Annotated in this window: 20 protein-coding genes, 1 tRNA gene and 1 pseudogene; 13 read left to right on the forward strand and 9 right to left on the reverse strand. The window is 68.5% G+C overall.

Features of this window, described 5'->3' with window-relative positions; genetic code table 11:
- Positions 1-37: 37 nt before the first annotated feature.
- A complete protein-coding gene (locus OG390_RS30875; RefSeq protein WP_406172709.1) occupies positions 38-670 on the reverse strand; it encodes an NAD(P)-dependent oxidoreductase in 633 nt (210 codons plus the stop codon).
- 114 nt (positions 671-784) lie between these two features.
- Here OG390_RS30875 and OG390_RS30880 point away from each other — a divergent pair, with 114 nt between their 5' ends.
- Positions 785-1,396 (forward strand): TetR/AcrR family transcriptional regulator, encoded by a 612-nt coding sequence (locus tag OG390_RS30880; protein ID WP_406172710.1) that lies wholly within the window; start codon positions 785-787, stop codon positions 1,394-1,396.
- Between the two features lie 30 nt (positions 1,397-1,426).
- Positions 1,427-2,106, forward strand: a pseudogene (locus OG390_RS30885) (hypothetical protein).
- On the opposite strand, the gene OG390_RS30890 reads toward OG390_RS30885, so the two are convergent.
- Together OG390_RS30890 and OG390_RS30895 are read right to left on the reverse strand one after the other, a co-directional pair.
- Complete coding sequence (locus OG390_RS30890; protein WP_406172711.1) at positions 2,087-3,115, reverse strand: adenosine deaminase; 1,029 nt, start codon at positions 3,113-3,115, stop codon at positions 2,087-2,089. The pseudogene OG390_RS30885 and the gene OG390_RS30890 overlap by 20 nt on opposite strands.
- Before the next feature lie 129 nt (positions 3,116-3,244).
- Positions 3,245-4,471 (reverse strand): pyridoxal phosphate-dependent aminotransferase, encoded by a 1,227-nt coding sequence (locus OG390_RS30895; RefSeq protein WP_406172712.1) that lies wholly within the window; start codon positions 4,469-4,471, stop codon positions 3,245-3,247.
- A 248-nt stretch (positions 4,472-4,719) separates the two neighbouring features.
- Between OG390_RS30895 and OG390_RS30900 the strand changes: the two genes are divergently transcribed.
- From OG390_RS30900 to OG390_RS30950, 11 genes are all read left to right on the forward strand, one after another.
- Positions 4,720-4,792, forward strand: a tRNA-Trp gene (locus tag OG390_RS30900).
- 108 nt (positions 4,793-4,900) lie between these two features.
- Complete coding sequence (secE, locus tag OG390_RS30905; RefSeq protein WP_189190363.1) at positions 4,901-5,182, forward strand: preprotein translocase subunit SecE; 282 nt, start codon at positions 4,901-4,903, stop codon at positions 5,180-5,182.
- Positions 5,183-5,259: 77 nt separating this feature from the next.
- Complete coding sequence (gene nusG / locus OG390_RS30910; protein ID WP_399077258.1) at positions 5,260-6,132, forward strand: transcription termination/antitermination protein NusG; 873 nt, start codon at positions 5,260-5,262, stop codon at positions 6,130-6,132.
- Positions 6,133-6,301: 169 nt separating this feature from the next.
- Entirely contained in the window at positions 6,302-6,736 is a 435-nt protein-coding gene (rplK, locus tag OG390_RS30915; protein WP_095748118.1) for a 50S ribosomal protein L11, read from the forward strand.
- A 77-nt stretch (positions 6,737-6,813) separates the two neighbouring features.
- Entirely contained in the window at positions 6,814-7,539 is a 726-nt protein-coding gene (gene rplA / locus OG390_RS30920; protein WP_399077255.1) for a 50S ribosomal protein L1, read from the forward strand.
- A 168-nt stretch (positions 7,540-7,707) separates the two neighbouring features.
- Positions 7,708-8,622: a hypothetical protein gene (locus tag OG390_RS30925; protein WP_406172713.1), complete on the forward strand. Its 915-nt coding sequence runs from the start codon at positions 7,708-7,710 to the stop codon at positions 8,620-8,622.
- Between the two features lie 108 nt (positions 8,623-8,730).
- The gene (locus OG390_RS30930; protein ID WP_406172714.1) at positions 8,731-9,591 is read left to right on the forward strand and encodes a DUF1396 domain-containing protein; all 861 of its coding nucleotides are present in this window, start codon (positions 8,731-8,733) and stop codon (positions 9,589-9,591) included.
- A gap of 309 nt (positions 9,592-9,900) precedes the next feature.
- Positions 9,901-10,431, forward strand: a complete 531-nt coding sequence (rplJ, locus tag OG390_RS30935) for a 50S ribosomal protein L10 (protein WP_388362300.1) — start codon at positions 9,901-9,903, stop codon at positions 10,429-10,431.
- A 113-nt stretch (positions 10,432-10,544) separates the two neighbouring features.
- Positions 10,545-10,928, forward strand: a complete 384-nt coding sequence (gene rplL / locus OG390_RS30940; RefSeq protein WP_399077248.1) for a 50S ribosomal protein L7/L12 — start codon at positions 10,545-10,547, stop codon at positions 10,926-10,928.
- Between the two features lie 639 nt (positions 10,929-11,567).
- On the forward strand, positions 11,568-15,053 hold the full coding sequence (gene rpoB, locus OG390_RS30945; RefSeq protein ID WP_406172715.1) for a DNA-directed RNA polymerase subunit beta: 3,486 nt from the start codon (positions 11,568-11,570) through the stop codon (positions 15,051-15,053).
- Between the two features lie 113 nt (positions 15,054-15,166).
- Complete coding sequence (locus OG390_RS30950) at positions 15,167-19,066, forward strand: DNA-directed RNA polymerase subunit beta' (RefSeq protein ID WP_399077244.1); 3,900 nt, start codon at positions 15,167-15,169, stop codon at positions 19,064-19,066.
- A 67-nt stretch (positions 19,067-19,133) separates the two neighbouring features.
- Here the strand turns inward: OG390_RS30950 and OG390_RS30955 are convergent, their stop codons facing one another.
- From OG390_RS30955 to OG390_RS30980, 6 genes are all read right to left on the reverse strand, one after another.
- On the reverse strand, positions 19,134-20,567 hold the full coding sequence (locus OG390_RS30955) for a M48 family metalloprotease (RefSeq protein ID WP_406172716.1): 1,434 nt from the start codon (positions 20,565-20,567) through the stop codon (positions 19,134-19,136).
- Between the two features lie 24 nt (positions 20,568-20,591).
- The gene (locus OG390_RS30960; protein ID WP_406172717.1) at positions 20,592-21,104 is read right to left on the reverse strand and encodes a Pycsar system effector family protein; all 513 of its coding nucleotides are present in this window, start codon (positions 21,102-21,104) and stop codon (positions 20,592-20,594) included.
- Positions 21,101-22,441, reverse strand: coding sequence for a PE-PGRS family protein (locus OG390_RS30965; RefSeq protein WP_406172718.1), 1,341 nt, complete (start codon positions 22,439-22,441; stop codon positions 21,101-21,103). Before OG390_RS30965 ends, OG390_RS30960 begins: the two co-directional genes overlap by 4 nt.
- A 3-nt stretch (positions 22,442-22,444) precedes the next feature.
- The gene (locus OG390_RS30970; protein WP_406172719.1) at positions 22,445-24,577 is read right to left on the reverse strand and encodes a hypothetical protein; all 2,133 of its coding nucleotides are present in this window, start codon (positions 24,575-24,577) and stop codon (positions 22,445-22,447) included.
- On the reverse strand, positions 24,574-25,455 hold the full coding sequence (locus OG390_RS30975) for a hypothetical protein (RefSeq protein WP_406172720.1): 882 nt from the start codon (positions 25,453-25,455) through the stop codon (positions 24,574-24,576). Before OG390_RS30975 ends, OG390_RS30970 begins: the two co-directional genes overlap by 4 nt.
- A 260-nt stretch (positions 25,456-25,715) precedes the next feature.
- A complete protein-coding gene (locus OG390_RS30980) occupies positions 25,716-26,417 on the reverse strand; it encodes a Crp/Fnr family transcriptional regulator (protein ID WP_399077232.1) in 702 nt (233 codons plus the stop codon).
- Positions 26,418-26,849 lie beyond the last annotated feature (432 nt).

Below are 26,849 nucleotides of genomic sequence, written 5' to 3' on the forward strand. Positions count from 1 at the left end.
GGGGGCTCTGCAGAGGGGCGCCTTTCGAAAACGGCGCCTAGTAGGCGACGCCCACGCCCTGCTTCACCGTCCTGGGGTCGTCGATCATCGCCAGCATCGCGTGCGCCACATCGGCGCGCGCGATGAACCGGCCCTTGAGCGGGAAACCCCCGACGACCGTGCGGTACGAGCCGGTCACCGGCTTGTTCTGCAGCCGCGGCGGACGTACGACCGTCCAGTCGGTCGTGCTTCGGGCGAGCTCGTCCTCCATCTCCTTGAGATCGGCGTAGACGTCCTTCAGAATCCCCGAGATCAGGCCGCGCATGGTGCGGTCGACGAGTGCGGCGCCCTCCGGGTCGGGACCGACCGGGCCCGCGCTCACCACCAGCAGCCGCCGCACCCCCTCGGCCTCCATGGCGTCCAGCACCGTACGGGTCAGCCGGGCTGCGACCCCGGCGTCCTTGCGGCTGCGGGCGCCGAGCCCGGAGAGGACCGCGTCCCGGCCCGCGACCGCCGCGCGCAGCGCCTCGGGGTCCGTGACGTCCGCGCGGAAGATTTCCAGGCCCCCGCCCGTCACGGTCAGGCGCGTCGGATCCCGTACGACGGCTGTGACCTGGTGGCCCGACTTCAACGCCTGCCGGACGATCTCCTGGCCGATGCCTCCGGTGGCGCCGAAAACGGTGAGTTTCATGGTGTGCTCCCCTCGAGTGGGTGAGTATTCACTCACCCTTGCTTGCTCCTAGAGTGAGTAAGTACTCACCCACCCGTCAAGCCCGATGGGACCGGCCATGGAATCCTTGCGCCCATGCAGCAGAAACCGGCCCGGATCCGCATCGTCGACGCGGCGTACGAGCTCATGCTCACCGTCGGCCTCGCCCGCGCCACCACGAAAGAGATCGCCAAGGCGGCAGGCTGCTCGGAGGCGGCGCTCTACAAGTACTTCGCGAGCAAGGAAGAGCTGTTCATCCGTGTCCTGAAGGAGCGGCTGCCCACGCTGGGCCCCCTCCTGGACAGGCTCATGTCCGAGCCGGAGAAGCACACCGTCGAGGAGAACCTCACGGAGATCGCCCGACAGGCGGCCCTTTTCTATGAGCAGAGCTTTCCGATCGCCGCCTCCTTGTACGCGGAGACACAGCTCAAGCGCCGCCACGACGAGGCCATGCGGCAGATGGGTGCGGGTGCCCACATGCCGATCCGGGGTGTCGCCGCCTATCTGCGCGCGGAACAGCAGGCGGGGCGCGTCCACCCCTATGCCGACACTTTCGCGGCCGCGTCGCTGCTCATGGGTGCCTGCGCACAGCGCGCCTTCGCCTACGACGCGACGGCGGAGGGCAAGCCGCCTCCCGTGGACACCTTCGCCCCGGCCATCGCCCGCACGCTCCTGCGCGGTATTTCGCTTGCCGGTGGCCCGGCCTGAAGATCACCCTGGGGTCATGAGGCATCCCGAATGCGGTTGAGGCTCCGCCAGTTCAGACCTCGCACCGCGGCCCGCACGAGCACCGTGTCGTGCAGCCCTGGACACCGCTGCGCCACACCTCGCTCCGTGACCCCGAGGTCTCGCTCGGCATGCTGATGGGTGACCACGACGGGCTGAACCGGCTCGCCGGCCTGTTCTCGTTCGCCGCCTACTCCAGGCACACGATCGTGCATGTGCCCCTACGGGAGGGTCCCCCGCCCTACGTGGGCTGCCCCGACCTCGTCGACCTCGTCCTGGTCCATCACTCGGCGGGCCTGCGCCCGAGCAAATGGCCGGAACTGCGCCGCAGGCTGACGCACAGCACCCCGCTCACCGTCCGCACCGACGAGGCCCGCACCGCGCGCGACGCGGAGGCCTGGCAGCGGCGGCGCCACCGCACGGACCTGCGGGACCTGCTCCGGCACAGCAGCCATGCGCGGACGTTCTTCCTGATAGGCAGCCGTGACGTCTTCGCCTCGGCGGCCACGGCCTTCTCGTACGCGGCGGGCTGGGGACCGCGCCAGAGGGGTGTGGTCAAGGGGAAGACGGCCTTCATGACCTCGATCTCCGGCGAGCTGCAGGAGGAATCGGGCACCCGGCGCAGCCCCGAGGTCGTCATCGGTTTCCAGCCGTATCCGCCGTATGCCCACTTCAAGCGGCCGGGCCCCTGAGCCAGTCGTCGACCCCGCCCAGCAGCTTCGCGCGGACGTCCTCCGGGGCGGCCGAGCCGCGGATGGACTGCCGGGCCAGCTCGGCCAGTTCGGCGTCCGTGAAGCCGTGGTGGTGGCGGGCGATCTCGTACTGGGCGGCCAGGCGGGAGCCGAAGAGCAGCGGGTCGTCGGCGCCGAGGGCCAACGGGACACCGGCCTCGAAGAGCGTGCGCAGGGGGACGTCCTCCGGCTTCTCGTAGACCCCCAGGGCGACGTTCGAAGCGGGACAGACCTCGCAGGTCACCCCCCGGTCCGCGAGGCGCTTGAGCAGCCGCGGGTCCTCGGCGGCGCGCACCCCGTGACCGATCCGCGAGGCGCCCAGGTCGTCCAGGCAGTCGCGGACGGAGGCCGGCCCGGTCAGCTCGCCGCCGTGCGGCGCGGACAGCAGGCCGCCCTCCCGCGCGATCGCGAACGCCCGGTCGAAATCCCGTGCCATGCCCCGCCGCTCGTCGTTCGAGAGCCCGAAGCCGACGATGCCCCGGTCCGCGTACCGCACCGCCAGGCGAGCCAGCGTGCGGGCGTCCAGCGGATGCTTCATGCGGTTCGCGGCCACCAGGACGCGCATCCCGAGGCCGGTCTCCCGTGCGGTCGTGTCCACCGCGTCCAGGATGATCTCCAGAGCCGGGATCAGACCGCCCAGACGAGGCGCGTACGACGTCGGGTCGACCTGGATCTCCAGCCACCCCGAGCCGTCCTTGAGGTCCTCCTCGGCGGCCTCGCGCACCAGTCGCCGAATGTCATCGGGGTCTCTGAGGCACGACCGCGCCGCGTCGTACAGCCGCTGGAAGCGGAACCAGCCCCGCTCGTCCGTCGCCCGCAGCTTCGGCGGCTCCGCGCCGGTCAGCGCGTCGGGCAGATGGATCCCGTGCTTGTCGGCCAGTTCCAGCAGGGTGGTGTGCCGCATCGAACCGGTGAAGTGCAGGTGCAGATGGGCCTTCGGCAGTTCAGAGAGATCACGTACGCGCTCCATTCCAGGATCCTGCCGCACGTTCCTGCCGTCCCGGTAGCGCTTTCCCCGTTAGTGGTCTTGCTCGCACGAAGAAGCGGGCCGTCTCCCCGAAGGGAAACGGCCCGCACACGCGCGTGGAGCGCGGAAACGTCAGTCGCGGGCTTCCGCCAGCAGCTTCTGGATCCGGCTGACGCCCTCGACGAGGTCCTCGTCACCAAGGGCGTACGACAGACGCAGGTAGCCCGGCGTGCCGAAGGCCTCGCCCGGGACGACCGCGACCTCGGCCTCCTCCAGGATGAGCGCGGCCAGCTCGACCGTGTCCTGGGGGCGCTTGCCGCGGATCTCCTTGCCGATGAGGGCCTTCACCGAGGGATAGGCGTAGAAGGCGCCCTCGGGCTCCGGGCAGAGCACGCCATCGATCTCGTTCAGCATGCGCACGATGGTCTTGCGGCGGCGGTCGAAGGCCTCGCGCATCTTGGCGACGGCCGTCAGGTCGCCCGAGACGGCGGCGAGCGCGGCGACCTGGGCCACGTTCGACACGTTCGAGGTGGCGTGCGACTGCAGGTTGGTCGCGGCCTTGATGACGTCCTTGGGGCCGATGACCCAGCCCACACGCCAGCCGGTCATGGCGTAGGTCTTGGCCACGCCGTTGACGACGATGCACTTCTCGCGCAGCTCGGGCACCACCACGGGCAGGGAGTGGAACTCCGCGTCCCCGTAGACGAGGTGCTCGTAGATCTCGTCGGTCAGGACCCACAGGCCCTTCTCGGCGGCCCAGCGGCCGATCTCCTCGATCTGCTCGCGGGTGTAGACCGCGCCCGTCGGGTTGGACGGGGAGACGAACAGCAGCACCTTGGTGTTCTCGGTACGGGCCGCCTCCAGCTGCTCGACCGAGACGCGGTAGCCGGTGGTCTCGTCCGCGACGACGTCCACGGGGACACCGCCGGCGAGACGGATCGACTCCGGGTACGTCGTCCAGTACGGCGCCGGGACGATGACCTCGTCGCCCGGGTCGAGGATCGCGGCGAAGGCCTCGTAGATGGCCTGCTTGCCGCCGTTGGTGACCAGGACCCGGGCGGCCTCCACCTCATAGCCGGAGTCGCGCAGGGTCTTCGCGGCGATCGCCGCCTTCAGCTCGGGCAGGCCGCCGGCCGGGGTGTAGCGGTGGTACTTCGGGTTCTTGCACGCCTCGATGGCGGCCTCGACGATGTAGTCCGGGGTCGGGAAGTCGGGCTCGCCCGCGCCGAAGCCGATCACCGGACGCCCGGCGGCCTTGAGGGCCTTGGCCTTGGCGTCCACGGCGAGGGTGGCGGACTCGGAGATCGCGCCGACTCGGGCGGAGACCCGGCGCTCGGTGGGAGGGATTGCAGCGCTCATGGGACCCATCGTTTCAGACTGGAAACGCCCCCGGCACGCGGGTTTCACAGACTGAACATCGGCAGAACATCCGTCCGGATCCGGGCGGCTCACCAGTCGATCTTCGGTGGACAAGGCCCGTACGGACACTTTCTGTTCGACGACCGGCTCAGGACCACGTACACTCTCACCTCGTTGGCCTTCACCGGCCGCACTCACCCGGTGCACACCGAGCACTTGGGCGGATGCGGTACGTTGGGGGAAATCAAAGGGTCGTAGCTCAATTGGTAGAGCACTGGTCTCCAAAACCAGCGGTTGGGGGTTCAAGTCCCTCCGGCCCTGCTACACACACCTTTCGCCAGGATGTGTGCGCATGTACGTACTGCAATGCACCGCCGTGCGGCTCAACCGGGCGCGGCACGGCCACGACCCGGAATCAGGTGAGGACGAGTGACGGACGCCGTGGGCTCCATCGACATGCCTGATGCCGAGGCGCCCGAGTCCAAGAAGAAGGCCCGCAAGGGCGGTAAGCGTGCCAAGAAGGGCCCGCTGAAGCGCCTTGCCACCTTCTATCGCCAGATCGTCGCGGAGCTCCGCAAAGTCGTCTGGCCTACTCGCAATCAGCTGACGACGTACACCACAGTGGTAATTGTCTTCGTCGTCATCATGATCGCCCTGGTGACCGTGATTGACTATGGGCTCAACCACGCCGCCAAGTACGTCTTCGGCTGAGCCGAGAGCGAAGGGCGCCGTCACCGGCGCCCCTTTCGCGTGTTCCACCCCCATGTATCCAGGAAGAAGCAGCCACCGTGTCTGACCCGAACCTGAACGACGCCAGCGAGTCGGTCGAGTCCGTTGACGACGAGCTCGACATCGTCGAGGGCGCGGACGTCGAGGACGAGGTCGAGGCTGCCGACGCCGACGCCGGCGAGCCCGCCGAAGAAGCGGCCCTGCACGTCGAGGACGAGTCCGGTGACGACGTCGAGGCCGAGGACGTCTCCGAGGAGGCCCTCGCCGACGAGGCCGAGATCGCCGACGAGGCGGAGGCCGAAGAGGCCGAGCCGGTCGACCCCGTCACCGCCCTGCGCGAGGAGCTTCGCACCCTCCCCGGCGAGTGGTACGTCATCCACACGTACGCCGGTTACGAGAACCGCGTGAAGACCAACCTCGAGCAGCGTGCCGTCTCGCTGAACGTCGAGGACTTCATCTTCCAGGCCGAGGTGCCGCAGGAAGAGGTCGCGCAGATCAAGAACGGCGAGCGCAAGACGATCAAGCAGAACAAGCTCCCGGGCTACGTCCTGGTCCGCATGGACCTGACGAACGAGTCCTGGGGCGTCGTCCGCAACACCCCCGGCGTCACCGGCTTCGTGGGCAACGCCTACGACCCGTACCCGCTGACCCTGGACGAGATCGTCAAGATGCTCGCCCCCGAGGCCGAGGAGAAGGCCGCCCGCGAGGCCGCCGAGGCCGAGGGCAAGCCCGCTCCGCAGCGCAAGGTCGAGGTCCAGGTGCTGGACTTCGAGGTCGGCGACTCGGTCACCGTCACCGACGGCCCGTTCGCCACGCTGCAGGCGACCATCAACGAGATCAACGCCGACTCGAAGAAGGTCAAGGGCCTCGTCGAGATCTTCGGCCGCGAGACCCCGGTCGAGCTCTCCTTCGACCAGATCCAGAAGAACTAGCTCCTTCTGGACTCACCGCTTCCGAGCAGGTCAGACGGGCTGTCAAAAGCCCGTCTGACCTGCTCGGTTTTTGGCCGCGCATGGATACCCGTTATCGTTGTGCGGTATGCCTCCATCCGGATGAACCGGGCGGAAGCTGAAAACTCTCACTAGGACCCGGAGAGAGCACATGCCTCCCAAGAAGAAGAAGGTCACGGGGCTTATCAAGCTCCAGATCCAGGCCGGCGCCGCCAACCCGGCTCCGCCGGTCGGCCCCGCGCTGGGCCAGCACGGCGTCAACATCATGGAGTTCTGCAAGGCCTACAACGCCGCGACCGAGTCGCAGCGCGGTTGGGTCATCCCGGTGGAGATCACGGTCTACGAGGACCGCTCCTTCACCTTCATCACCAAGACGCCGCCGGCCGCCAAGATGATCCTCAAGGCCGCGGGTGTCGAGAAGGGCTCCGGCGAGCCGCACAAGACCAAGGTCGCCAAGATCACCCAGGCGCAGGTCCGCGAGATCGCCACCACCAAGATGCCCGACCTCAACGCCAACGACCTGGACGCCGCCGCGAAGATCATCGCCGGCACCGCCCGTTCCATGGGCATCACGGTCGAGGGCTGACACCCACCTTCAGGAAATCCGTGGAAGGGCCTGCTCGGCCCGCACCACGACTCCTCAGAACACATACAGGAGCAGTAGTGAGCAAGCGCAGCAAGTCTCTCCGCGCTGCGGACGCCAAGGTCGACCGGGAGAAGCTGTACGCCCCGCTCGAGGCCGTCCGTCTCGCCAAGGAGACCTCCACGAGCAAGTTCGACGGCACCGTCGAGGTCGCCTTCCGCCTGGGTGTAGACCCGCGCAAGGCCGACCAGATGGTCCGTGGCACCGTGAACCTCCCGCACGGCACCGGTAAGACCGCCCGGGTCCTGGTCTTCGCGACCGGTGACCGTGCCGAGGCCGCGACTGCCGCGGGCGCCGACATCGTCGGCTCCGACGAGCTCATCGACGAGGTGGCGAAGGGCCGCCTGGACTTCGACGCCGTCGTCGCCACCCCGGACCTCATGGGCAAGGTCGGCCGCCTCGGCCGTGTCCTCGGTCCGCGTGGTCTGATGCCGAACCCGAAGACCGGCACCGTGACCCCGGACGTGGCCAAGGCCGTGACCGAGATCAAGGGCGGCAAGATCGAGTTCCGCGTCGACAAGCACTCGAACCTGCACTTCATCATCGGCAAGGCGTCCTTCGACGACTCCCAGCTGGTGGAGAACTACGGCGCCGCGCTGGACGAGATCCTTCGTCTGAAGCCGTCGGCCGCCAAGGGTCGCTACATCAAGAAGGCCGCGATCAGCACCACGATCGGCCCCGGCATTCCGGTCGACCCGAACCGCACCCGCAACCTCCTCGTCGAGGAGGACCCGGCCGCCGTCTGAGCCTCCCGCTCATCCCGGTGACCGCGTCGCGCACGCGTTTTTGACACGGGCCCCGCAACCTTTCGAGGTGCGGGGCCCGTCCTTGTCTGCGGACACCGAATCCGGATACGGGTGTCAGTGGGCTGCGCTAGCGTGCAGAGCACAGGATTCTCATAGGGGTGGGGACGAATGAAGAGCACGACCGTGCGCCGCGTGACCCTTTCGATCGCGCTGGTGACCGCGCTGGCGGGGGTGGCCGCCTGCAATTCCTCGGACTCCTCCGGAGGCTCCGGGAAGGATGACAAGGCGGGGCACAAGGGCACGACGCACGTCAGCCCCATAGCCGCCCTGCGTTCCGCCGAGAAGTCCACGGACAACGCCGACTCCGCCAAGGTCGAGTCCACGACGACCATGGGCACGATGATGTCCATGAAGGCGGACGGCGTCATGGGCTGGGCCGACGGTCTCACCGGCACCATGACGATCACGTACACCGGCGGCACGATGGCCGACACGATGCGTCAGACGGGCAGCACGTCGATGCAGGCGCGCTATCTGCGCGACGCCTACTACGCGAGGATGGGCGACAAGTTCGCCCAGCAGTCGGGCGGCAAGCACTGGATCAAGTACGCCTACGACGACCTGGCGAAGCTGGGTGGCGGCTCGGGCGCGTATCTGAAGGACCAGATGCAGAACACGACGCCGAACCAGTCGGTGAAGCTCCTGCTGGCCTCCGGCGACGTGACGAAGGTCGGCGAGGAGACGGTGCGCGGCGAGAAGGCCACGCACTACTCGGGCACGGTGGACGTCGCGGACCTGGCGACCAAGACCTCAAATCTCAGCGCGAGCCAGCTGGCCGACCTGAAGAAGCAGCTCACGGCGGCCGGCGTCAGCACCGAGAAGGTCGACATCTGGGTCAACGGCGATGACCTGCTGGTCAAGAAGGTCGAGAAGGGCGAGCTGTCGACCGGCACCATGTCCTCGACCGCGTACTACAGCGACTACGGGGTGAAGGTCTCCGCCACGGAGCCTCCGGCGGGCGACACCGCCGACTTCAAGGACCTGCTGAAGTCGCAGGGCAACACGGGCGGCACCACCTCCTGAGTCCCATGTGAATTCAGGAGACCACTGAAACCCCCTGGGATACGCTCGCGGCCGTGCTGTGAACTGCAGCCTTGCTGTGCATCGATCATCTGTTCCCTGGGGGGAATCATGGAGTTTTCTGTACGTGGAACCGTTCGGCGCAGAGCGGCGGGCGCGACGCTCGCCGCCCTGGTCCTCGGTGGGGGTGCCGTCGCCTGTACGAAGAGCGACGCGGAGGAATCGCCGGAGATGACGCCCGCCGCGGCCGTGGCCAAGGCGGCGAAGAAGACGGAGGACATCACGTCCCTCCGTTACCGGATGACCGGCCGGGTCCCGGAGGAGGGCCGTGTCAGCGGTGAGGCGGCGATGAGCATGAAGCCGCTGGCCATGAGCATGAAGATGACGGCCGAGGACCAGGCCACCGACGGCCAGGTGGAGATCCGGCTCGTCGACAAGGCGATGTACATCGGCGGGGGCGCACAGGTCGCCAAGGAGATGGACGGAAAGAGCTGGATCAAGTTCGACATGTCCGCGCTGGGGGCGGACAAGCAGATGAACGCCGACCAGCTGGGCGCCGGACAGGCCGACAAGAATCCGGCCACCGAGTCCACTTTCCTCACCGGCTCCAAGGACGTGAAGAAGGTCGGAACCGAGACCGTCGACGGCGTGAAGACCACGCACTACAAGGGGACGGTCACCCTCGAGGAGTTCCGCGACTCCCTCAAGGGCAAGGACAAGGCCACCCGTGAGAAGCGGGAGAAGAGCCTCGACCAGTACGAGAAGATGGGCATCGACGCGCTCACGATGGACATGTGGATCGACGGTGACGACCACACCAAGCAGTTCCGCATGCGGGGCGACGCCGACAAGGGCAAGCTCGACATGACCATCACCTTCCTCGACTTCAACAAGCCGGTGACGGTCAAGGCCCCGCCCGCCAAGGACACCGCCGACCTCGCCCAGATGATGAAGGAAGCGCAGCAGGGCTGAGCCCGGTCACCGTCGGGCCTGAGGCGCCGCAGAGCGGATTTGCTTGACAGTGACCCATTCACGTACTCTTCCCCAGAAGCCAAAGACCGCTGGTCGTTGCCTTGTGCTCGCAAGAGGGCAGGGCGGCCGAAGGATCCGCTGAAACTGCGGACGACCCGCGTAGGTGACTGTGGATGTGCTCCCGGAGTTCGCTTGCCCCGCTTGCGGATATACCGGTCGAGCTACGCCCCGTGCGCCTGCGCCGGGGCGTTTCGTTTTCCCCAGCCCCTTCCGAGCGGTCGTCATCACCCGGAAGGAGGCCGACGCTCTATGGCAAGGCCCGACAAGGCTGCCGCGGTAGCCGAGCTCGCGGAGCAGTTCCGCAGCTCGAACGCCGCTGTGCTGACCGAGTACCGGGGTCTCACCGTGGCGCAGCTCAAGACGCTGCGCCGTTCGCTCGGTGAGAACGCCCAGTACGCCGTGGTGAAGAACACGCTGACCAAGATTGCGGCCAACGAGGCCGGGATCTCGACGCTCGACGACCTGTTCAACGGTCCGACGGCAGTTGCCTTCGTCACCGGTGACCCGGTGGAGTCGGCGAAGGGTCTTCGTGACTTCGCCAAGGACAACCCGAACCTCGTCATCAAGGGCGGTGTCCTTGACGGCAAGGCGCTGTCCGCCGACGAGATCAAGAAGCTTGCGGACCTCGAGTCCCGCGAGGTTCTGCTCTCCAAGCTGGCGGGTGCCTTCAAGGGCAAGCAGTCCCAGGCTGCTCAGCTCTTCCAGGCGCTTCCCTCGAAGCTCGTCCGCACCGTGGACGCTCTTCGCGCCAAGCAGGACGAGCAGGGCGGTGCCGAGTAATTCGGCTCGCGAAATGACCGCAGCCGCCTGAGGCCGTGGTCGTAGCGGGCCAACGTACGCCCGCCAAACATGTACATCCGGCACCAGCCGAATTAGTGGAAGGATCGCCCACCATGGCGAAGCTCAGCCAGGAAGACCTGCTCGCGCAGTTCGAGGAGATGACCCTCATCGAGCTCTCCGAGTTCGTGAAGGCCTTCGAGGAGAAGTTCGACGTCACCGCCGCCGCCGCGGTCGCCGTTGCCGGCCCCGCCGGCCCGGCCGCCGTTGCCGAGGCCGCCGAGGAGCAGGACGAGTTCGACGTCATCCTCACCGGTGCCGGCGACAAGAAGATCCAGGTCATCAAGGTCGTGCGTGAGCTGACCTCCCTGGGTCTGAAGGAGGCCAAGGACCTCGTCGACGGCGCCCCGAAGCCCGTCCTCGAGAAGGTCGCCAAGGACGCCGCCGAGAAGGCCGCCGAGGCCCTCAAGGGCGCCGGTGCGGCCGTCGAGGTCAAGTAACACCTCGCGGTCCCTACGGACTGCTCGCGAGCTGATACAGCCGCTCTCGTAGCGCTGTAACGCTGACGCACCGAAGAGCGATCACCCATCTGGGTGGTCGCTCTTCGGCGTTCCAGGGGGTCCGGCGGCGGCTGCCTTGCACTGTCGGTGGCGGCGAGTATGGTGATCTTCGTTGTTGTCTCCGGCCGAGCCCGTGACGGGCTGCAAGACGGGCTGCAAGACAGGTTGCACGTGACGTTCGCGGCACTTGCTTTGGGCATGGGGGGCCTTGACGAACCGCACGCAGCGCGCAATTCTCAGGACGCGTCGTCACAACGATCCGGATCCGAGGCATGGATCGACGACGAAGAGGGCAGTATCGATGTGCATTGAGGGCGTGGCTTGCCGCAGGTGTTGAGAACAACGAGGGTCTCAAAAAACCGGGACTGGACATCAGTGGGCCGAGTGGCTACACTGACCCTTTGCGCTGCCTGTTAGCTGCCTCCTGCCCGTCACCAGGGGCATGCCCATGCTTGAGCACCGACGATTGAATCGTCCCTGACCTGGCCTTCTTCGGCCAAATCGGGAACGGCCTCTCTCTGTGTCCGACATGGGACCGGTACGCGCGTAGTGAGTCCGAGCCCTCGGAAGGACCCCCTCTTGGCCGCCTCGCGCACTGCCTCGACCGCGAATACGAACAACGGCGCCAGCACCGCCCCGCTGCGCATCTCCTTTGCAAAGATCAAGGAGCCCCTCGAGGTTCCGAACCTTCTTGCGCTGCAGACCGAGAGCTTCGACTGGCTGCTCGGCAATGCCGCGTGGAAGGCTCGTGTCGAGGCGGCTCTGGACAGCGGACAGGACGTCCCCACGAAGTCCGGTCTGGAGGAGATCTTCGAGGAGATCTCCCCGATCGAGGACTTCTCCGGGTCGATGTCGCTGACCTTCCGCGACCACCGCTTCGAGCCTCCGAAGAACTCCATCGACGAGTGCAAGGAGCGCGACTTCACGTACTCCGCGCCGCTCTTCGTCACCGCCGAGTTCACCAACAACGAGACCGGCGAGATCAAGTCCCAGACGGTCTTCATGGGCGACTTCCCGCTCATGACCAACAAGGGCACCTTCGTCATCAACGGCACCGAGCGTGTCGTGGTGTCGCAGCTCGTCCGCTCGCCGGGTGTCTACTTCGACTCCTCCATCGACAAGACGTCCGACAAGGACATCTTCTCCGCGAAGGTCATCCCGTCCCGGGGTGCCTGGCTGGAGATGGAGATCGACAAGCGCGACATGGTCGGTGTCCGCATCGACCGCAAGCGCAAGCAGTCCGTCACCGTTCTCCTGAAGGCCCTCGGTTGGACGACCGAGCAGATCCTCGAGGAGTTCGGCGAGTACGAGTCGATGCGCGCCACCCTGGAGAAGGACCACACCCAGGGCCAGGACGACGCGCTGCTCGACATCTACCGCAAGCTGCGTCCGGGCGAGCCCCCGACCCGTGAGGCCGCGCAGACGCTGCTCGAGAACCTCTACTTCAACCCCAAGCGCTACGACCTCGCGAAGGTCGGCCGCTACAAGGTCAACAAGAAGCTGGGCGGCGACGCCCCGCTCGACGCCGGCATCCTGACCGTCGAGGACATCATCTCGTCGATCAAGTACCTGGTGAAGCTGCACGCCGGTGAGACCGAGACCGTCGGTGACAACGGCACGCAGATCGTCGTCGAGACCGACGACATCGACCACTTCGGCAACCGTCGTCTGCGCAACGTCGGCGAGCTCATCCAGAACCAGGTCCGCACGGGTCTGGCTCGTATGGAGCGCGTCGTCCGCGAGCGCATGACGACTCAGGACGTCGAGGCGATCACGCCGCAGACCCTGATCAACATCCGGCCGGTCGTCGCCTCCATCAAGGAGTTCTTCGGCACCAGCCAGCTGTCGCAGTTCATGGACCAGAACAACCCGCTGTCGGGTCTCACCCACAAGCGCCGTCTGTCGGCTCTTGGCCCGGGTGGTCTCTCCCGTGAGCGGGCCGGCTTCGAGGTCCGTGACGTGCACCCGTCGCACTACGGCCGCATGTGCCCGATCGAGACCCCTGAAGGCCCGAACATCGGTCTGATCGGCTCGCTCGCCTCCTACGGCCGGGTCAACGCGTTCGGTTTCGTCGAGACCCCGTACCGCAAGGTCACCGGTGGCGTCGTCACCGACGAGGTCGACTACCTGACGGCCGACGAAGAGGACCGATTCGTCATCGCGCAGGCCAACGCGCCGCTGACGGACGAGCTCCGCTTCGAGGAGTCCCGCGTCCTGGTTCGCCGCCGTGGCGGCGAGGTCGACTACGTCCCCGGTGACGACGTCGACTACATGGACGTCTCCCCGCGCCAGATGGTGTCGGTCGCGACCGCCATGATCCCGTTCCTCGAGCACGACGACGCCAACCGTGCCCTCATGGGCGCGAACATGATGCGTCAGGCCGTGCCGCTGATCAAGTCCGAGGCGCCGCTGGTCGGCACCGGCATGGAGTACCGCTGCGCGGTCGACGCCGGTGACGTCCTGAAGTCGGAGAAGGACGGTGTGGTCCAGGAGGTCTCCGCGGACTACATCACCACCGCCAACGACGACGGTACGTACACCACGTACCGCCTCGCGAAGTTCTCCCGCTCGAACCAGGGCACCTCTGTGAACCAGAAGGTCGTCGTGGACGAGGGCGCCCGGGTCATCGCCGGCCAGGTTCTGGCCGACGGTCCGGCGACCGAGAACGGCGAGATGGCGCTCGGCAAGAACCTGCTCGTGGCGTTCATGCCGTGGGAGGGTCACAACTACGAGGACGCGATCATCCTGTCGCAGCGCCTCGTGCAGGACGACGTCCTCTCCTCGATCCACATCGAGGAGCACGAGGTCGACGCCCGTGACACCAAGCTCGGCCCCGAGGAGATCACCCGGGACATCCCGAACGTCTCCGAGGAGGTCCTCGCCGACCTCGACGAGCGCGGCATCATCCGTATCGGTGCCGAGGTCGTCGCCGGTGACATCCTCGTCGGCAAGGTCACGCCCAAGGGTGAGACCGAGCTGACCCCCGAGGAGCGTCTGCTCCGCGCGATCTTCGGTGAGAAGGCGCGCGAGGTGCGCGACACCTCGCTGAAGGTGCCGCACGGTGAGATCGGCAAGGTCATCGGCGTCCGCGTCTTCGACCGTGAAGAGGGCGACGAGCTGCCGCCGGGCGTGAACCAGCTGGTTCGTGTCTACGTGGCGCAGAAGCGCAAGATCACGGACGGTGACAAGCTCGCCGGTCGTCACGGCAACAAGGGCGTCATCTCGAAGATCCTGCCCATCGAGGACATGCCGTTCCTCGAGGACGGCACCCCGGTCGACATCATCCTCAACCCGCTGGGTGTCCCGTCCCGAATGAACCCGGGACAGGTCCTGGAGATCCACCTCGGCTGGCTCGCCAGCCGCGGATGGGACGTCTCCGGCCTCGCGGACGACTGGGCGCAGCGCCTGCAGGCCATCGAGGCCGACGTGGTCGCGCCGGGCACGAACGTCGCCACCCCCGTCTTCGACGGTGCGCGTGAGGACGAGCTCGCGGGTCTGCTGCAGCACACGATCCCGAACCGCGACGGCGAGCGCATGGTGCTCCCGACCGGTAAGGCGCCGCTGTTCGACGGCCGCTCCGGTGAGCCGTTCCCGGAGCCGATCTCGGTCGGCTACATGTACATCCTGAAGCTCCACCACCTGGTCGACGACAAGCTGCACGCCCGCTCGACCGGTCCGTACTCGATGATCACCCAGCAGCCGCTGGGTGGTAAGGCCCAGTTCGGTGGCCAGCGCTTCGGTGAGATGGAGGTGTGGGCGCTGGAGGCATACGGCGCCGCGTACGCCCTCCAGGAGCTGCTGACCATCAAGTCCGACGACGTCACCGGCCGTGTGAAGGTCTACGAGGCCATCGTCAAGGGCGAGAACATCCCCGAGCCCGGCATCCCCGAGTCCTTCAAGGTGCTCATCAAGGAGATGCAGTCTCTCTGCCTCAATGTGGAGGTGCTGTCCAGCGACGGTATGTCCATCGAAATGCGTGACACCGACGAGGACGTCTTCCGCGCGGCGGAGGAGCTCGGCATCGACCTGTCCCGGCGCGAGCCGAGCAGCGTCGAAGAGGTCTGACGGGAGTTCGGTGGGCCTTGAACGCCTTTGGAACAGGTGAACAAGGCCCGCCGGCCCCAGGACCCCCGTATCAGACCCCTAAGACTTACAACCCTGAGAGGGATTGACGCATAGTGCTCGACGTCAACTTCTTCGATGAGCTCCGGATCGGTCTGGCCACCGCTGACGACATCCGTCAGTGGAGCCACGGCGAGGTCAAGAAGCCCGAGACCATCAACTACCGCACCCTCAAGCCCGAAAAGGACGGACTCTTCTGCGAGAAGATCTTCGGTCCGACCCGGGACTGGGAGTGCTACTGCGGTAAGTACAAGCGTGTCCGCTTCAAGGGCATCATCTGTGAGCGCTGCGGCGTCGAGGTCACTCGCGCCAAGGTGCGTCGTGAGCGGATGGGCCACATCGAGCTGGCCGCTCCCGTCACCCACATCTGGTACTTCAAGGGCGTTCCGTCGCGTCTGGGCTACCTGCTCGACCTCGCCCCGAAGGACCTGGAGAAGGTCATCTACTTCGCGGCGTACATGATCACGTACGTCGACGAGGAGCGCCGCACCCGCGACCTGCCCTCGCTGGAGGCCCACGTCTCCGTCGAGCGTCAGCAGGTCGAGAACCGTCGCGACGCCGACCTGGAAGCTCGCGCCAAGAAGCTCGAGACCGACCTGGCCGAGCTGGAGGCCGAGGGCGCCAAGGCCGACGTGCGCCGCAAGGTGCGCGAAGGTGCCGAGCGTGAGATGAAGCAGCTGCGCGACCGTGCGCAGCGCGAGATCGACCGTCTCGACGAGGTGTGGACCCGCTTCAAGAACCTCAAGGTCCAGGACCTCGAGGGCGACGAGCTCCTCTACCGCGAGCTGCGTGACCGCTTCGGCACGTACTTCGACGGTTCGATGGGTGCCGCGGCGCTGCAGAAGCGCCTCGAGTCCTTCGACCTCGAGGAGGAGGCCGAGCGCCTCCGCGAGATCATCCGCACCGGCAAGGGCCAGAAGAAGACCCGTGCGCTCAAGCGCCTCAAGGTCGTCTCCGCGTTCCTGCAGACCAGCAACAGCCCCAAGGGCATGGTGCTCGACTGCGTGCCGGTCATCCCGCCGGACCTGCGTCCGATGGTGCAGCTGGACGGTGGCCGCTTCGCGACCTCCGACCTGAACGACCTGTACCGCCGTGTGATCAACCGCAACAACCGTCTGAAGCGACTCCTTGACCTCGGTGCTCCCGAGATCATCGTGAACAACGAGAAGCGCATGCTTCAGGAGGCCGTCGACGCGCTCTTCGACAACGGCCGTCGTGGTCGCCCGGTCACGGGCCCCGGCAACCGTCCGCTGAAGTCCCTCAGCGACATGCTGAAGGGTAAGCAGGGCCGATTCCGTCAGAACCTGCTCGGCAAGCGTGTGGACTACTCCGCGCGTTCCGTGATCGTCGTCGGTCCGCAGCTGAAGCTGCACCAGTGCGGTCTGCCCAAGGCCATGGCGCTGGAGCTCTTCAAGCCGTTCGTGATGAAGCGCCTGGTCGACCTGAACCACGCGCAGAACATCAAGAGCGCCAAGCGGATGGTCGAGCGCGGCCGCACGGTCGTGTACGACGTCCTGGAAGAGGTCATCGCGGAGCACCCGGTTCTGCTGAACCGTGCGCCCACGCTGCACCGCCTCGGCATCCAGGCCTTCGAGCCGCAGCTGGTCGAGGGCAAGGCCATCCAGATCCACCCGCTCGTCTGCACCGCGTTCAACGCGGACTTCGACGGTGACCAGATGGCCGTCCACCTGCCGCTCTCCGCGGAGGCGCAGGCCGAGGCCCGCATCCTGATGCTGTCCTCGAACAACATCCTCAAGCCCGCTGACGGCCGTCCGGTCACGATGCCGACCCAGGACATGGTCCTCGGTCTGTTCTTCCTGACCACCGACGGCGCGCTGCGCAACGTCAAGGGCGAGGACCGGTCCTTCGGCTCCGCGGCCGAGGCGATCATGGCGTTCGACGCCGGCGAGCTCTCGCTGCAGTCGCGCGTGGACATCCGCTTCCCGGTGGGCACCATCCCGCCGCGCGGCTGGACCCCGCCGGCGCAGGAGGAGGGCGAGCCGGAGTGGCAGCAGGGTGACACCTTCCGCCTGAAGACCACGCTGGGCCGCGCGCTCTTCAACGAGCTGCTGCCCGAGGACTACCCGTTCGTCGACTACGAGGTCGGCAAGAAGCAGCTCTCCGAGATCGTCAACGACCTCGCCGAGCGCTACCCCAAGGTCATCGTGGCGGCGACGCTCGACAACCTGAAGGCGGCGGGCTTCTACTGGGCGACCCGCTCCGGCGTCACCGTGGCCATCTCCGACATCGTCGTTCCCGAGGCGAAGAAGGAGATCGTCAAGGGCTACGAGGCGCAGGACGAGAAGGTCCAGAAGCAGTACGAGCGCGGTCTGATCACCAAGGACGAGCGCACGCAGGAGCTCATCGCGATCTGGACCAAGGCGACCAACGAGGTTGCCGAGGCGATGAACGCGAACTTCCCGAAGACGAACCCCATCTTCATGATGGTTGACTCGGGTGCCCGAGGAAACATGATGCAGATGCGTCAGATCGCCGGTATGCGTGGTCTGGTGTCGAACGCCAAGAACGAGACGATCCCGCGTCCGATCAAGGCCTCCTTCCGTGAGGGCCTGTCGGTGCTGGAGTACTTCATCTCGACTCACGGTGCTCGTAAGGGTCTGGCGGACACGGCCCTGCGTACCGCCGACTCGGGTTACCTCACCCGTCGTCTGGTCGACGTCTCCCAGGACGTCATCATCCGCGAGGAGGACTGCGGCACCGACCGTGGCCTCAAGCTGCACATCGCGGAGCGCGGCGCGGACGGTGTCCTGCGCAAGGCGGAGAACGTCGAGACCAGCGTGTACGCACGTGCGCTGGCCGAGGACATCACCGTCGACGGCAAGGTGCTGGCCCCGGCCAACACCGACCTCGGCGACGTCCTCATCGACGAGCTGGTCAAGCACGGCATCGAGGAGGTCAAGACCCGTTCGGTCCTGACCTGTGAGTCCGCCGTCGGCACCTGCGCCATGTGCTACGGCCGTTCGCTGGCCACCGGCAAGCTGGTCGACATCGGTGAGGCGGTCGGCATCATCGCCGCCCAGTCCATCGGTGAGCCCGGTACCCAGCTGACGATGCGTACCTTCCACACCGGTGGTGTGGCCGGTGACGACATCACCCAGGGTCTGCCCCGTGTCGTCGAGCTCTTCGAGGCCCGTACGCCCAAGGGTGTCGCCCCGATCTCCGAGGCCTCCGGCCGCGTGCGGATCGAGGAGACCGAGAAGACCAAGAAGCTCGTCGTCACCCCGGACGACGGCAGCGACGAGACGGCGTTCCCGATCTCGAAGCGCGCCCGTCTGCTGGTGTCCGAGGGCGAGCACGTCGAGGTGGGCCAGAAGCTCACCGTGGGTGCCACCAACCCGCACGACGTGCTGCGCATCCTGGGTCAGCGTGCCGTCCAGGTCCACCTGGTCGGCGAGGTCCAGAAGGTCTACAACTCGCAGGGTGTGTCGATCCACGACAAGCACATCGAGATCATCATCCGGCAGATGCTGCGCCGGGTGACGATCATCGAGTCGGGCGACGCGGAGCTGCTGCCCGGCGAGCTGGTCGAGCGCTCGAAGTTCGAGACCGAGAACCGTCGTGTGGTCCAGGAAGGCGGCCACCCGGCCTCCGGCCGTCCGCAGCTGATGGGTATCACCAAGGCCTCGCTGGCGACCGAGTCGTGGCTGTCGGCGGCGTCCTTCCAGGAGACGACCAGGGTTCTGACGGACGCGGCGATCAACGCCAAGTCCGACTCCCTGATCGGCCTCAAGGAGAACGTCATCATCGGTAAGCTCATCCCGGCCGGTACGGGTCTGTCCCGCTACCGCAACATCCGGGTCGAGCCGACCGAGGAGGCCAAGGCCGCGATGTACTCGGCCGTCGGCTACGACGACATCGACTACTCGCCGTTCGGCACCGGCTCCGGCCAGGCCGTCCCGCTGGAGGACTACGACTACGGTCCGTACAACCAGTAAGCGAGTCGCTTCGCAGTAACTGAAGGGCGGTCACCCCGGGTTCGGGGTGACCGCCCTTCGGCGTTTGTCAGCGCGGCAGTGGGAGGTACGGCTCCAGGGCGCGGATGCGGGTGATGTTGTCGGGGTGGGTGGTCAGGAGCTTGGCCAGGCCGCCCGGCTCCTTGAGCCTCTTGCCGCGCGCGGCGGCGTACGCCTTCATGGCGTCCTCCTCCGCCTGGAAGTGGTGCAGCACCTGGACCATCTCGGTCGCGAAACCGAGGGCGGCGGCCTGCTGGTCGGCGCGCAGCTCGCCCTGGCGGCCCGCGTAGGCGAGCAGATAGGGCGCGATCACGAGGGGGACGGTGATGTACCAGGCGACGAGGAAGCCCATCACCACGAACATCCCCATGAAGAGGACGAGAATCCCCGTCGCGGCCGCCGAGAAGACACTGGCGACGGCGATCGCGATTCTGGCGAGTCCCCGGGTCAGGGCCCAGGCGATCCGGCCGGGCAGCGAGTACCAGTAACCGAGCAGGCCCGCCCAGGCGTGACCGCCGACGTGGTGGCCGAGTTCATGGGCGAGTACGGCGGCGAGGTTGCTGCTCGGGATCTTGTTGAGCGCGTACGTGGTGACCCCGACGACGTGCCCGGCCACCGCGGACGCGTTCAGGTCGTCGCTGTTCTCCACCATCAGTTCGTAGGTGTCCGCCTCGATGCCCGCGCGAGCGGTGACCTCGCGCCAGATCGGCTCCAGACGGGCCCGCTCCGCCGCCAGCGGTGCCCGCAGCTTGAAGGCGCGCCGGGCGAAGAGCAGCTCGGCGGGCCGGTGGAAGACGAGGGCCCCGGAGGCCAGCCAGGCCAGGACGACCAGCCAGCCCACGGCCGTGCCGAACATCGCCACGGCGAACGCCGCGACCACCGCGAGGCTCACCAGGAAGCTCGGGACCTGGGTCGCCAGCTGCCCTATGGCGGTGGCGTCCGCGCCGCGCTGATGGGCCGCCACATGCATGCGGCGGCCCTGATGGCGGTAGTCGAGGTCGTCGGGGGCGACGGGCTGCTGCGGCACGAAGGGGGCCTGCTGCGGGTGCTGAGCCGGGTACTGCGGGGCGGTGCCCGGGTACGGGGCCGCGGCTCCGGGGTACTGCGGGGCCGGGCCGGGGTGGGCGGGCGGGGCCGTCGGGTACTGGGGCTGGGCGGGGGCGGCCTGCGGGTAGGAGGGAGGCGCGGCGGCGGTCCCCGGGTACTGCGGCTCCGGGTATTGCGGCGGGGGAGTGGTGGCGCCGGGGTATTGCGGCGGTGTGGGGGCGGCGGCGCCTGGGTATTGCGGCGGCGGGGGAGTGGTGGCGCCGGGGTATTGCGGCGGTGTGGGGGCGGCGGCGCCTGGGTATTGCGGCGGCGGGGGAGTGGTGGCGCCGGGGTATTGCGGCGGTGTGGGGGCGGCGGGGCCCGGGTATTGCGGCGGAGGCGGGGCCGCGCCCGGGTACTGGGGCTCCGGATAAGCGGGGCCTGGTGGCTGGGACATCTGGGGCTCCTTCGGATGGGGACGTCAGCCGATGAGCAGCGCGGTGGGCAGCAGCGCCGTGCCGGTGCAGAAGGCGATCAGACCGGTGCGGATCCACTGGTGCTTGCGGGCGGCGATACGGCTGGTCTCGGTGAGGGCCGCCGTGAGTCCGGCGGCGGGGTCGTGGTCGGTGTCGGCGAGCGCGGCGGCCAACCGGCCTTCGCGTACGGCCTGTTGGATGTCGCCGAAGTAGCACAGCGGCTGCCCTGGGGCCCAGGAGCCGATGCGGTAGCGGGGGAGTACGGCGAGGAGCAGCGCGAACAGGGAGAGCGCCAGGGCGGCGGCACCGGCCCACCACAGGGCGGTGCCGGCCCAGGACAGTTCCCTCGGCGTCCAGCCCCGCCCGGCCAGCAGTCCGCTGAGCACCCCCGCCGTCATCCCGAGCGCCGCCACCAGCACGGACGCCTTGCTGTCGGCCCGGGCGATCTCGCCCCGCAGTTCGGTGAGCAGCCGCTCGGCGGTTCGGGCGCCCGCGTGGGTGTCCGGGGTGGTGGTCACGCGGGGCCCGCCTCGGGGGAGTCCTGCGGCGGTACGCCGGGCCCGGCGGGCTCGTCGACACCCGGAGCCGGGGGTACGGCGGGAGCGGGGCCCGTGGCCGCGTAGGGCGGTGCCGGCTGGGCGTACGGGGCGGCCGGCGCCTGCGGCGAAGGGGGCCCGTAGGAGGCGCTCGGCGTCTGCGGGGCGGGCGGCTGGGTGTACGGCCCGCCCGGCGGCTGCGGCTGACCGTAGGGAGTGGCCGCGTACGGCGCCGGTGGCTGGTACTGCGGTGCGGAGCCGTACGGTGGCTGGGCCGACGGTGGTGGCGGGGTCTGGCCGGGGTACGGCAGCTGCGGCGGTACGTACGGCTGTCCGGGCGCCGCACCCGGGGGCAGCGCGCTCTGCTCCGGCGCCGCCTGCTGCTGGATCAGGTCGTTGATCTTCGGCAGCATGGAGCGGGCGGACTCCGCCTTCTGGAAGTCCTCCAGCGAGTCACCGGCGATCAGTTCCAGCTCGCTCTTGATGAAGGAAAGTTGATCCTTCTGGATGGAGCCGACGACCAACTGGGTGTCCTCGGGATGCTGGGCGAGATGCATCGCCCAGGCGCCGACACCGCCGTGCTGGAGGTGGTACTGGTAGAAGTTGATCTTCTCGGCCATCAACTGGTGGTGCTGCTGCTGGCGCAGGACTTCCAGTTCGTGCTGCTGCCGGGCCTGGCGCAGCCTGAACTCGTGCTCGGGGTCGAGCATTTCGGACTCGTAGCGCAGGCTCCGCTGCCGCCGCCGGTGCGCGATCGCGTCGTCGTCGAGGCGAAGTCGTACGACACACGTCACGGAGAGGCCGATGCCCGTCGCGAAACCGCCCGTCTCCACGGCCTGTTGGACCGCGCGCTCGGCCGATGGGCTGTCCTCGATGGGGAAGCGCCGGCTGACCGGCCGTGCGAACTGGTGGAGTTCACGGGTCAGCCGGGTGGGCACATCACGCTCACCGCTCGCCACGTACCCGATCGGATCGGCGACCCGCCAGGTCAGATCGGCGGTGGCGCCGAAGGAGAACGCGTCGTCGTCGCTGGGCAGCTCCAGGTCCAGCTGCACCGGATGGCTGCCCATGTCCACCTCGTACACGGAGGTGTAGCGGCGGGTCGCCGCGTCCGAGCGGGTCGGCCGGTGCGGCGGGATGTAGACGTCGTACGAGCCCTTGGCGGTGACGAAGACCAGCGCGTGGTCGATCGCGGTGACCGGCCGTCTGGCGGTGTAGTCGAAGCGGGCGATCGGCCGCACGGTGAGCACCGGGTCGATCAGTGTGCTGTGCCGGTTGGCGTCCTGCTGCCACTCCGGCTGACGGCGGAACTCCGCCATGGTTCAACTCCTCGATGGCTCTGCGGTGGAGGGGGTCAGTACGCCGATCAGCCGGTCGGCGATCGGTGGGCGCGGGCCGCCGTCGGGGGCGCGCAGATTGAGCAGCTCGTGACGGAGGCGCTTGTGGTCGTCGGCCGTCACGACCAGCGCGGGGAGCAGATACTCCAGCGCACGCGCCGACTCCGCGCGGTGCTCGGCCACGTACACCCAGGTGTGCAGGGCCTCCAGGGCGCCGCGGGTGTGCGCGCGGTCGCCGAGCGCGGTGCGCCAGAGGGTGGCGAGATCGCGGGCCGTGTCCGGCTCGTACATGCCCGTGGTGGCGTACCACTCGACGAGCGCGTTCTCCTCGTCGTTGTCGCAGGCACGGACGAACCCGGCCAGCGCCAGCGCGCGGACGGACGGTGTGTCGTGATGGAGCAGACGCACCAGCTCGGAGAGCATCTCGCCGCGCCGGGCCCCGACCGAGAGCAGCAGGGCCGTGGACTCGATCAGGTTGTTCGCCTCGGCCGGGCTGCTGCCCCCGGCACGGGCGCGGGCGGAGAGCGCGCTCAGCGCGGGGCCCGCCAGGTCGGGGCGGAGCGGTGTGAGCAGCCCGAAGGCGCGGATCGCGGTCCAGCGGCGGGCCCAGTGGGAGTCCGTGCACCACTGGGTGAGCAGGCGCAGCACGACAGGGGCGTCGAGGAGCTGGGCGAGCGTGAGCGTGTTCGCGGCCGTGACCCGGGGGCCGAACGACTTCGAGACGGCCCAGCCACTGATCAGCAGCGCCACCGCCGAGGGCAGGTCGGCGCGCGCGAGCAGCGCGGTGGCCGCGGCGGCCCGGGTGCGTACGACCGGGCGGCCGTCGCGGGCCAGCTCCTTCAGCCAGGCGACCAGCGCGGGCCGGGCCGACGGATGGCCCGTCCAGACCTCGGTGAGCAGGGCGCTCGGGGTGTTCTCCCTGCGGAAGTACGCCGTGAACTGCGGCACCGAACCCCACTCGGTCGCCTCGTCCCGGACCTCGCCCTCGGCCCGCGCCCGTTCCAGACGGGTCTCGGCGGCGAGTCCGAACACCGGGATCTCCGGAGGCCGTTCGGGGTGCTGAAGCCGCTGGAAGTGCACGTACAGCTTGTCGGCGAGCTCGGCGGCGAGAACGTACGGCGCCTGGTCGAAGACGGCGAGCGAGATGAGGAACGCCTTGTCCCGCAAGGTGGCTTCGGGGTCGCTCAGCCACTCCCGGCACTGTTGCTCCACGGCGGCCTGCCCGAAGTCCGCGAGGCGCGCCGCAGCTTCCTCGCTGCCGTCGTAGCCGGCCACTTCCGCGGCGAACCGGGCGGCCTCTGCGGGCCGGTGGGCGCCGCGGGAGAGGAAGTCCCGAACGGGGCCGAGGGAGAGGAGGCCCTCGATGTCCTCGCCGCGTCGGTGGTCGGCCAGATGCGCGCGCAGCACGGCGGCCGGCTCCGGCGGCTCCCACCGCGAAGGAGTGGCCCCCAGCAGGAACGGGGAGTTCTCGATGGTCACCACCAGATACCCGTCGACCTTCTTGAGCTGGTCGCGGGCCGCGTGCAGGTGGGGATCGCGCAGTGGCCGGTTGCGGCTCAGCGGCAGGTCGCGCAGGACATGGCCACCGGGTGCGGCGAGCTGGGCGGCGAGGGCCGCGGGGCTCGTCTCCGAGGAGAGGGCGTGCACGGCGGGGACGCCGAGGCGGTGCAGGAGCATCAGCGCCGCGGCGTTGCGGCCGGTGGCGTGGGCGCCGGCGAGAACGAGGACGCGTTCCTCGCGCAGGCGCGCCAGGGCGGACGCGAAGGCGGGGCTCTCGACGAAGACCGCGGACAGCGCGTCGAGGTCCGCCTGCGGGATCTCCCCGGAGGCGTACGCCGCCGAGGCCGCCGCCATTGTGTGGTGGTGGATCTCCGTCTTGCCGCCCATGAACACATCACGGGCCACGCCGCCGGAGACGCCGTGCTGGGCGCCGCCGACCAGGCTGCCGCCGAACGACGCGGCCTCGCTGAAGATGAATCCCGGGGTGTGCGCGACGAGTTCGCGCTGTGCGGCCCGGGCCTCCTGGGTCCGCTCCTGCTCCTCGTCCTCGGCGGCCCGGTGCGGTTCCTGCCGCGGTACGTCGTCGGGGGTCGGCTCCGCGGGTGGAGGCACCGTCACGCCGACTCACCCCCGGACCCGCCCTGGTGGACGTCTCCGGTGACCTGGCCGCCGGAGACGCCGTGCTGGTCTCCGGCGACGAGACTGCCGCCGAAGCTGGGGGAGCCGTTGAAGTGGAAGACGACGCCGCCGGGAGGGGTGGCGGGCCGGGCAGGGGCGGCGGGGCCGGCGGTCCTGCCCGGCCCCGCCGCTGCCGCCGCCCCCGGCGCCGGGCTCTCCCCCGAGTCGCCCGGCGCCGGGGTTCCCCCCTTTTCACTGTGGTCCTCGGTGTCCTGCGGTACCGGGTCGCTGTGGTCTTCGGTGTCCTGCGGTACCGGGCCGTGCAGCCAGGCCCGCAGGGGTCCGTTCTTGCTGTCCACCGTCACCGAGTGGAAGTCCTCCGCCGGGATGCCGGGGTGGCTGTGGCGGACGATCCCCGTGTGCACGCCCTCCGAGACGCACAGGGCGAAGTCGTTCGGCCGCTCGCGCAGGGCCGCGCGCAGGAGCTGGGCGTCGAGGAGGCGGCAGGCGTGGTTCAGGTCCGAGCCGACCCAGCCGTCGTGCTCGTCCACGGCGACGTATCCGGTGGCGACCACGCCTCGCAGCCGGATCTGGGCGGAGCTGGAGGCCATGCGGTTGACCGCCCGGAGCTGGGCGGGGACCTCGGTGAGCAGGGCGCGCAGGAGTGCGGTGACCGAGGCGTTGGCGTCGATCAGTTCCATCACGGAGTCGCCGCGGTCGGCGCGTAGGCGCAGGCGCTCGTCGATGCCGGCGGCTTCCAGTGTGCGATCGGTGATGTCGTACAACATGCGCCGCAGATAGGCCTGCTCGATGTCGTCCCGGTCGCTGTACTTCTCGATGTCGAGCAGGAGGATGGTCCGGCTCACGGGGTCGGTCATGGTCGCCTGGTCGCCTTTCGGTGGAGGCCTTGCCTGGCAAGCAGGTTGGCGGTCCCGGCGGCCGGGCTGTGAGGGCGGATGACCCACTTCAACTGTGACCGTGTGCACAGAAGACGGATTTCGCCCCCGCCGCCCCTACCCGTCCCGTATCTGGGGGCTGCGCCCCCGGCCCCCTTGCGTTGTTCTCTTTGCGGGCCGGTGGGGGCTTGTCGCGCAGTTCCCCGCGCCACTTCAGGGGCGCGGGGAACTGCGCGAAGAACTCACCGTCGTGCGATCTGGCGCAGGACGTCCATCCGGACGATCACCATCGTCCGCCGCCCCGTCACCACGGCCCCGCGCTCGCGGAGCTCCTTCAGCAGTCGCTGGACCATCTCCCGCGACGCGCCGACGGAGCCGGCAAGTTCCTGCTTGCTCAGGGGGACCGACAGCTCGATGCCCTCCTCCGTACGGTGGCCATTGGTGCGGGCGAGATCGAGGAGAAGCGCCGCGAAGCGTTCGCGGACACTCAGGGAGGCGAATTCCAGGCGGCGCCGGTCGGCCGCGCGGGTGCGGTCGGAGGTGAGGCCGAGGAGGGCGAAGGAGACGGCGGGGGAGCGGGCGAGGAAACCAGTGAAGTGCTCGCGCACGACGGCGACGGTGCGGACCGGCTCGAGGGCGGTGACCGTGGCCGAGCGCGGACGCCCGGTCAGCGCCGCCGACTCGCCGATGATGTCGCCGGGCCCGCGCAGCGCGAGCAGCGCCTCGTAGCCATTGGCGGCGGCCGCGGTCACCTTCGTCCAGCCGTGCGTGACGATCAGGACGTGCGAGGACGGCTCGCTCTGGTGCAGGAGCACCGTGCGGGGGGTGAAGGACAGTTCGTGGCCGAGGGACAGCAGCGCGGAGCGGTCCGCGCTCTCCAGCCGGGCCAGGAACGGCACCCGGTCGTCCAGCCCCTCGTCACCGGGTAAATGCGTGGCCGTCATGAGTCTCCCGTCCCCCGATCGGCGCCATGGCCGATGCACAGCGACCGATCAACGTACTCATCCGGTGATTGCCATGCGCGCCGAACCATCGAGAAATCGCGGAGAATCACCGACATTCACAGATTGTCGACGCCGAGCGCCGTACCGAGCGCCCGAGGCGCCTTGACGCGCCCCCAGAAGAAGCATGACAAGTCCGGCGTGTCGGGCCCCAAGGCATTTGTTTTGACCGAAGTCCGTGAGGTAGGTACGCTCAGACCTTGTGCCTGGGGTGTGCCCTGGCTCTCGTGCGTGCCTTCAACCGCACTAGGGGAGCCGTAACCGGCCACTGCAATCTGCGCCCTTTTCGCCTCGCGGCGAGAGTCTGCAGTTTCGACACACCCGACCGCGTGGGTCGGCGATGTTCCAGGTTAGCTTCACCATTCGGCACACAGA

It is taken from the genome of Streptomyces sp. NBC_00996, assembly GCF_045162675.1.
Lineage (GTDB): Bacteria > Actinomycetota > Actinomycetes > Streptomycetales > Streptomycetaceae > Streptomyces.

Excerpts from the sequence above, each read along its gene's own strand:
- OG390_RS30930 (WP_406172714.1), top strand. The coding sequence starts at position 8,731 with ATGGAGTTTTCTGTACGTGGAACCGTTCGGCGCAGAGCGGCGGGCGCG.
- OG390_RS30965 (WP_406172718.1), bottom strand. The coding sequence starts at position 22,441 with ATGGCGGAGTTCCGCCGTCAGCCGGAGTGGCAGCAGGACGCCAACCGG.
- OG390_RS30880 (WP_406172710.1), top strand. The coding sequence starts at position 785 with ATGCAGCAGAAACCGGCCCGGATCCGCATCGTCGACGCGGCGTACGAG.
- OG390_RS30890 (WP_406172711.1), bottom strand. The coding sequence starts at position 3,115 with ATGGAGCGCGTACGTGATCTCTCTGAACTGCCGAAGGCCCATCTGCAC.
- OG390_RS30955 (WP_406172716.1), bottom strand. The coding sequence starts at position 20,567 with ATGTCCCAGCCACCAGGCCCCGCTTATCCGGAGCCCCAGTACCCGGGC.
- OG390_RS30895 (WP_406172712.1), bottom strand. The coding sequence starts at position 4,471 with ATGAGCGCTGCAATCCCTCCCACCGAGCGCCGGGTCTCCGCCCGAGTC.
- rplL (WP_399077248.1), top strand. The coding sequence starts at position 10,545 with ATGGCGAAGCTCAGCCAGGAAGACCTGCTCGCGCAGTTCGAGGAGATG.
- OG390_RS30975 (WP_406172720.1), bottom strand. The coding sequence starts at position 25,455 with ATGACCGACCCCGTGAGCCGGACCATCCTCCTGCTCGACATCGAGAAG.
- OG390_RS30925 (WP_406172713.1), top strand. The coding sequence starts at position 7,708 with ATGAAGAGCACGACCGTGCGCCGCGTGACCCTTTCGATCGCGCTGGTG.
- OG390_RS30980 (WP_399077232.1), bottom strand. The coding sequence starts at position 26,417 with ATGACGGCCACGCATTTACCCGGTGACGAGGGGCTGGACGACCGGGTG.
- rplJ (WP_388362300.1), top strand. The coding sequence starts at position 9,901 with ATGGCAAGGCCCGACAAGGCTGCCGCGGTAGCCGAGCTCGCGGAGCAG.
- rplK (WP_095748118.1), top strand. The coding sequence starts at position 6,302 with ATGCCTCCCAAGAAGAAGAAGGTCACGGGGCTTATCAAGCTCCAGATC.
- OG390_RS30875 (WP_406172709.1), bottom strand. The coding sequence starts at position 670 with ATGAAACTCACCGTTTTCGGCGCCACCGGAGGCATCGGCCAGGAGATC.